Origin of the sequence: Arsenophonus sp. ENCA, from assembly GCF_002287155.1 — a bacterium.
Lineage (GTDB): Bacteria > Pseudomonadota > Gammaproteobacteria > Enterobacterales > Enterobacteriaceae > Arsenophonus > Arsenophonus nilaparvatae.
In genome coordinates this window covers 1-5323 of sequence record NZ_NHNG01000131.1, presented here as the reverse complement: position 1 = coordinate 5323, position 5323 = coordinate 1, and the positions used below count along the sequence as shown (strand labels likewise).

The 5323-nt window shown below is 40.8% G+C and carries 5 protein-coding genes; 3 read left to right on the top strand and 2 right to left on the bottom strand.

The window, feature by feature from the left end:
- Positions 1-335: 335 nt before the first annotated feature.
- Both CBG25_RS03725 and CBG25_RS03720 read right to left on the bottom strand, forming a co-directional pair.
- Positions 336-632 carry a hypothetical protein gene (locus CBG25_RS03725; RefSeq protein ID WP_290604610.1) on the bottom strand — a complete coding sequence of 99 codons (297 nt, stop codon included), beginning with the start codon at positions 630-632 and terminating at the stop codon, positions 336-338.
- Between the two features lie 389 nt (positions 633-1021).
- Positions 1022-1720 carry a helix-turn-helix transcriptional regulator gene (locus CBG25_RS03720; protein ID WP_290604609.1) on the bottom strand — a complete coding sequence of 233 codons (699 nt, stop codon included), beginning with the start codon at positions 1718-1720 and terminating at the stop codon, positions 1022-1024.
- A gap of 113 nt (positions 1721-1833) precedes the next feature.
- Here CBG25_RS03720 and CBG25_RS03715 point away from each other — a divergent pair, with 113 nt between their 5' ends.
- The 3 genes from CBG25_RS03715 (at position 1834) to CBG25_RS03705 (ending at position 5235) form a co-directional block, all read left to right on the top strand.
- Positions 1834-2001, top strand: coding sequence for a Cro/CI family transcriptional regulator (locus CBG25_RS03715; protein WP_290604608.1), 168 nt, complete (start codon positions 1834-1836; stop codon positions 1999-2001).
- Between the two features lie 3 nt (positions 2002-2004).
- Positions 2005-4260: a virulence-associated E family protein gene (locus tag CBG25_RS03710; RefSeq protein WP_290604606.1), complete on the top strand. Its 2256-nt coding sequence runs from the start codon at positions 2005-2007 to the stop codon at positions 4258-4260.
- 528 nt (positions 4261-4788) lie between these two features.
- The gene (locus tag CBG25_RS03705) at positions 4789-5235 is read left to right on the top strand and encodes an antiterminator Q family protein (RefSeq protein WP_290604604.1); all 447 of its coding nucleotides are present in this window, start codon (positions 4789-4791) and stop codon (positions 5233-5235) included.
- The last annotated feature ends 88 nt before the right edge of the window (positions 5236-5323 follow it).

Genomic DNA, 5323 nt, shown 5'->3' with positions numbered 1-5323 from the left:
AAACGTCGTATATCTGAAAAAATAACCCTTTATCAACAAAATTGGGACGTAATCAAAAATGCTATTGCTGAGCACATCCGTGTTTTATTAGCGTACCCAAATTAGTTTTGTGCGAAACTCGTGATCTACAGCCATATTGGTAGTACCCTGGTGTTGGTTTTTAATTTAATGGCTGTATTTTGGTTATTTCACACACCCCAAAAGCAACTGTTTGGGTGTTTTATGGTTTCGCTTTTTCAGCGAGATAGTCTTAAAGAGCGGTACTACGGGTATTTATATTCATTGCCTGCTTTTAACCACGTCAGGCGAGGTGCTATCCTTATATTTCGTCTAACTTATAAGGAAAAACTATGAGTAACATCAACTTTAAGTGCCCTGGCTGCGGAAATGACCTGATTGTAGAAACTTTCGTCGAAATCAAGAGTGAAAATGACATCGAAGGTACCGTTTGTACCCATTGTAGCCGGACTATTCTCAAGAGTGAGATTGTCAAACAGTCCGCTGATCATGCTGTTGATATCGCTAGGGATGTCGCCAACAGTATTTTTGGAAAGAATCTTAAATAATTTTTTAAGTTTTTCTCTTACAGGTTCGGCATTCATGTAGAGTGCCGTCTTTAATTGTTTATTCATAAATTTATATCCTCGGCTTAACTTTCGTCACTCACCATAGGCCACTTCGCAAAATGACCTATAATTAGTGTTGTTTGCGTTTGTACAGTCTGGTATGACTGCCTGTCCCTTGACATTGCTGTCTTGCAAAGAGCGGATCGCACCCAATGCAACGTGCATAACTACACTCATACAGACATAACGCGCTGTACATTCCGACTTTCTAAATTGTTAAAGAGCGATGGTGTGGTATGCTTTAACATCTATATGTTAAGATTTCTTCTTTAATATTAAGTTTACTAAACATTTTTGTCAAGAGTTATGTTAAGAAAAATAAACTTTATTTAATGGAAAAATAAAAACCTACTTTTAACGTAGGTTTTTAGGGAGAGAATTGAGCGTGGAAAATTTTAAAGGAGAACTGAGTACCAAAAAACTTTACCCATTATTTTTATATTGCTTATATCAGATCCTATATAGTCTTCATCAGCGTATTCATCTCTATTATATGATCTGATTCGTATACCTCCAGGTATACGGTATAAGATTTTAACACGTAACATACCTTTATGTTCAATAGCATACATTTGACCATCTTTTATGTTAACGTCTGATGTATCTATCCCTGCAGTGGCTCCGTCAGGGACAACAGGCTCCATACTATTGCCAGTAATACTTACACAAGCAGCGGTTGCGGGATCAACACCTGCTTTTCGGAGGGTTGAATACGCAAAACGTAATTTATACCCATTGTTATCTAGTGTAACAAAAGTGCCTTTTCCGGCCGATAATGATATTTCCTTAAAAAATGGGAGTTCAATTTCATCTTCACCTAGTGGTGTTTTTGAATCCCACGGTGCAAAATTACCAATAATTTTTGCGTTTGCCAGTGGAGCGTTTACTTCAGCATTTTTTTCATTACCATCAAGCAGCCATTCGATGGTTACACCAAGCGCTTTAGCCAAACTAACAAGATTTTTACCGTTTGGCTCTGTAGTACCCGATTCCCATTGAGATATAGTTGCTTTTGATACGCCAATTCGCTTCCCTAAAGATTCTTGAGTCATTTTATTGTTATTGCGAGCTTGACGAATTCTTTCACATTGCATGGTTTTATCCCCTAAATAAGTTTAGATAGCTTAACTCTTTTGATGTTATGTTATCTTGACTTATTTGTTTAGTATTCTTAACATGATACTTATATCTTTTGGAGGCGGTAATTATGAAGAAAAGTGAAGCTATTTATTTTGCTGGTAATAAGACTAATTTAGCAAAGTTATTAAAAATAACAAAAAGCGCAGTCTCACAATGGGGTGATGATATTCCAGAGTTACGCGCATTACAGCTTGAAAAACTGGTTAATGATAAGAATAACACTAAGGCCAAATAACCCATGCAAATAAATTATTCTGTCGGGCGTAGTGTGAGTGATCAGCGCCCGAGGACTGCTGTTGCTGGCTCTTTTGCCGAGTATCAGCAGGCGATCAAAAATTTAACCAAGCCTATTAATATTAGTCCCACCGATACAAAAGCCATTTTCGATAAAAAGAAAAAAGCGCTTAATTATATCTGGGGCGCGATGAAAAGCGCCAAAAAAGGGCGTAATGCGCTCAATGCAGGTAAACGCCGCGTGCTATGGCTTGACATGGATGGTTGTACGTTAGCGGCGTGGGAAATGCTCACAGGCATTCTCAGTTTTTATCAATGTTTTGCCTATACCACCGCCAGTCATGAACATCCTATTGCGCAGGGTGAGCAACGCTGGCGTATTGGTTTTTTGTTATCCCGTGAGGTGACTGCATTAGAGTACAAAACACTAGGCCCACGCATTGAGCAGGAGTTGATGGATTGTTTCGAATTGCTCAGTGATCTGGCGATTAAGTGGGATAATTCAGTCTATGAACCTTCGCATATGATTTTTGCACCGCATGAAGGGGCAAAGTATGAAAGTTTTGAAGGCGCAGTGGTTGATGTTGATACGCTTTTAGCCTCGGATAATACGCCTGTTATTGAGCAGGTTGATCTCCCTAAGCCCGATAATGACGATTTAACCCGTTTAGTCGATTTGCAAAATATCAATGACCAGACGTTTGAAGATTTACGTTCCGCATTATGGTATCCGAAAATATTAAACCAGGCGGAGAACTACCCTTCATGGGTGGATATGGGTAATCGCCTCGCCTGGTTTAAAGGTACAACTTTTGAAGATGAAGCTAAAAAGATGTGGCTTGATTGGTCTTCTGCGGCCGATAAAGGAAACTTATCCGCTGCAGAAGCCAAATGGCCTGAACTATGTGCCGAAAGAACAGGCTATCAAGCGGTATTCAGTTTAGCGCAAAAAGCAGGCTGGGTAAATCCCGGGTCAGTGCGATTGAAAACGGGGGTTGCTACAGTGGATGAGTTCGACGATCTAACAGACCCTACTGAAAATTCAAAATGGCCTACGTTTAAACGCAATAAAACGTCAGGCCAAATAGAAGCCACCATTGATAATGCGGCTAAGGCCGTCATGTGCCCTGATTTTGTCGGTGTAGAAATTCGGTTTGATACTTTCCGTGATGAGATCATGTTTGCGCCTGTTGGCACTAAAGCGTGGCAAACCTTTACTGATGCTGATTATTCCCGATTGCGTATCACAATGGAAAAGCGAGGCTTTAAAGCGGTTGGGCGAGAGTTAATTCGCGATGTGGTATTGCTGGCAGCGGATGAAAACCCCTTTGATTCAGCAATGGAATGGATAAAAAGCCTCGAATGGGACGGCATACCCCGTATCGAAAAGTTTTATCATACCCATTTTGGTACTGAAGATAGCGCTTATACGCGTGTGGTATCGCGCTATATGTGGACAGCCCTTGCGGGACGCGTGTTAAAGCCGGGTATCAAAGCGGATATGGTGCCGATCCTGGTAGGTGCTCAAGGTTCTGGAAAATCTTCTGGCGTGGCGGCGTTATCCCCTGATCCGGCTTTTTTCACTGAAATTTCCTTTGCGGAAAAAGATGATGATCTGGCGCGTAAGATGCGAGGCTGTCTGGTGGCAGAAATTAGTGAATTACGCGGACTTAATACTAAAGAACTGGAATCCATCAAAGCCTTTGTTACCCGGACACATGAAAAGTGGATCCCCAAGTTTAAAGAATTCGCCACCCAATTCCCCAGACGCTCATTGAGTATTGGTACCACCAACGAAGATGAATTTTTAGGCGACAAAACCGGTAATCGGCGTTGGCTGCCGGTTGAAGTCGGAAAAATGGATGTAGAAGGTATCAAAAAGGATATGATTCAACTTTGGGCAGAAGCGCGCGAACTATTTAACAAAACAGGAATTCAATTTCAAGAAGCAGAACAATTGGCTAATCAAGTACATGAAAAATATTTTATCAAAGATGCATGGCAGGAAATTATCGAACGTTGGTTAGATGAGCCAGATTTAATGACCGGACAAAAACCACGGGCACGGCAATTTTTACGCACAGCGGATATTTTGCGTGAAGCTCTGAACCTGGAACCGAAAAATATATCGCGACGTGAACAAATGCGCATTGGTAATGTTTTGCAAAATTGTGGGTATAAAACGGAAAGAATTTATATTGATGGAATACAAACGCGCGTTTTTTCACCAAAACAAGACAACCAAGACAACCTCGGTTAGTTAGGTTGTCTTGTTTAACTAATTGATTTTAAAGGCGTAAGACAACCAAGACAACCAAGACAACCTTTTTTGAAACCAATACGCGCGTTAGTAATATATGTCCTTAAAAAGTATTAATAGAAATAGGTTGTCTTGGTTGTCTTGCGGGGGTAAAGAAGAAATATTCCCGTTCACAACAGGAGCGAAAAAACCATGAGCAGAGACATCGAGAAAATACTTTTACACTGGGGCGGTTTGTGTGCCGGTAATCCGTATGCCGCGGTAAGCTGACAAATTCACACTCCCACGAGTTTCGCACCAATAAAAAAACGCTCTATTTTTAAGTTTAATTCAGCATGATATATAAATAGTCAAAACCTTATAAATCAAATACAACTTATTGTAATTTAATAAAATTTATGTTTTTTAGTAACTTGCAGATTAATCATTGCTTTTAAGCCATTTTTAGAATTTTATATGCCTGTGCGAAACTCGTGACTCCAAAACATTTCGAATAAAGCAAATTAGTACCACTGAGGGTAAAATACGATGCGCAGAGATATTCAACAAGTGCTAGAACGATGGGGAACCTGGGCCCGTGATAACAACACTGGGATAGACTGGTCGCCGATAGCCGCCGGTTTTAAGGGACTACTCCCCTTGCGTCCCTCCCTGCGCCCTTCGTGCTCGGATGATGATGGTCTGATTATTGATAATTGTGTTTTACAACTGCAAAAAGTACGACAACCGGAAGAGCTCAGTTTAATTATTGCATATTACGTCAAGGGCTATTCGAAGCGGGCCATCGCTCGCCGACGTCGGGTGGATGAGCGGCTGATACGGGCAAAATTACAGATTGCCGAAGGGTTTATTGATGGTTGCTTATCGCTGCTGGCTGTGCGATTAGACATGGACCCCGAGGTTAAAATTTATTCGCCACAAAAAACTGAAAAAAGGATTAGTGCGGTCCGCAAAAAGTTTGTTAATGTGCTATGAGTTGGCAATTTAGCTAGAAGGAATACAATCAAAGTAGTGCGCTGACAGTTCCATCGCAAGGCATAAATGATTCAACAGTTTTGTTACC

Coding starts and splice junctions, on each gene's coding strand:
- CBG25_RS03720 (WP_290604609.1), bottom strand. CDS start 1,720: ATGCAATGTGAAAGAATTCGTCAAGCTCGCAATAACAATAAAATGACT.
- CBG25_RS03705 (WP_290604604.1), top strand. CDS start 4,789: ATGCGCAGAGATATTCAACAAGTGCTAGAACGATGGGGAACCTGGGCC.
- CBG25_RS03710 (WP_290604606.1), top strand. CDS start 2,005: ATGCAAATAAATTATTCTGTCGGGCGTAGTGTGAGTGATCAGCGCCCG.
- CBG25_RS03725 (WP_290604610.1), bottom strand. CDS start 632: ATGAATAAACAATTAAAGACGGCACTCTACATGAATGCCGAACCTGTA.
- CBG25_RS03715 (WP_290604608.1), top strand. CDS start 1,834: ATGAAGAAAAGTGAAGCTATTTATTTTGCTGGTAATAAGACTAATTTA.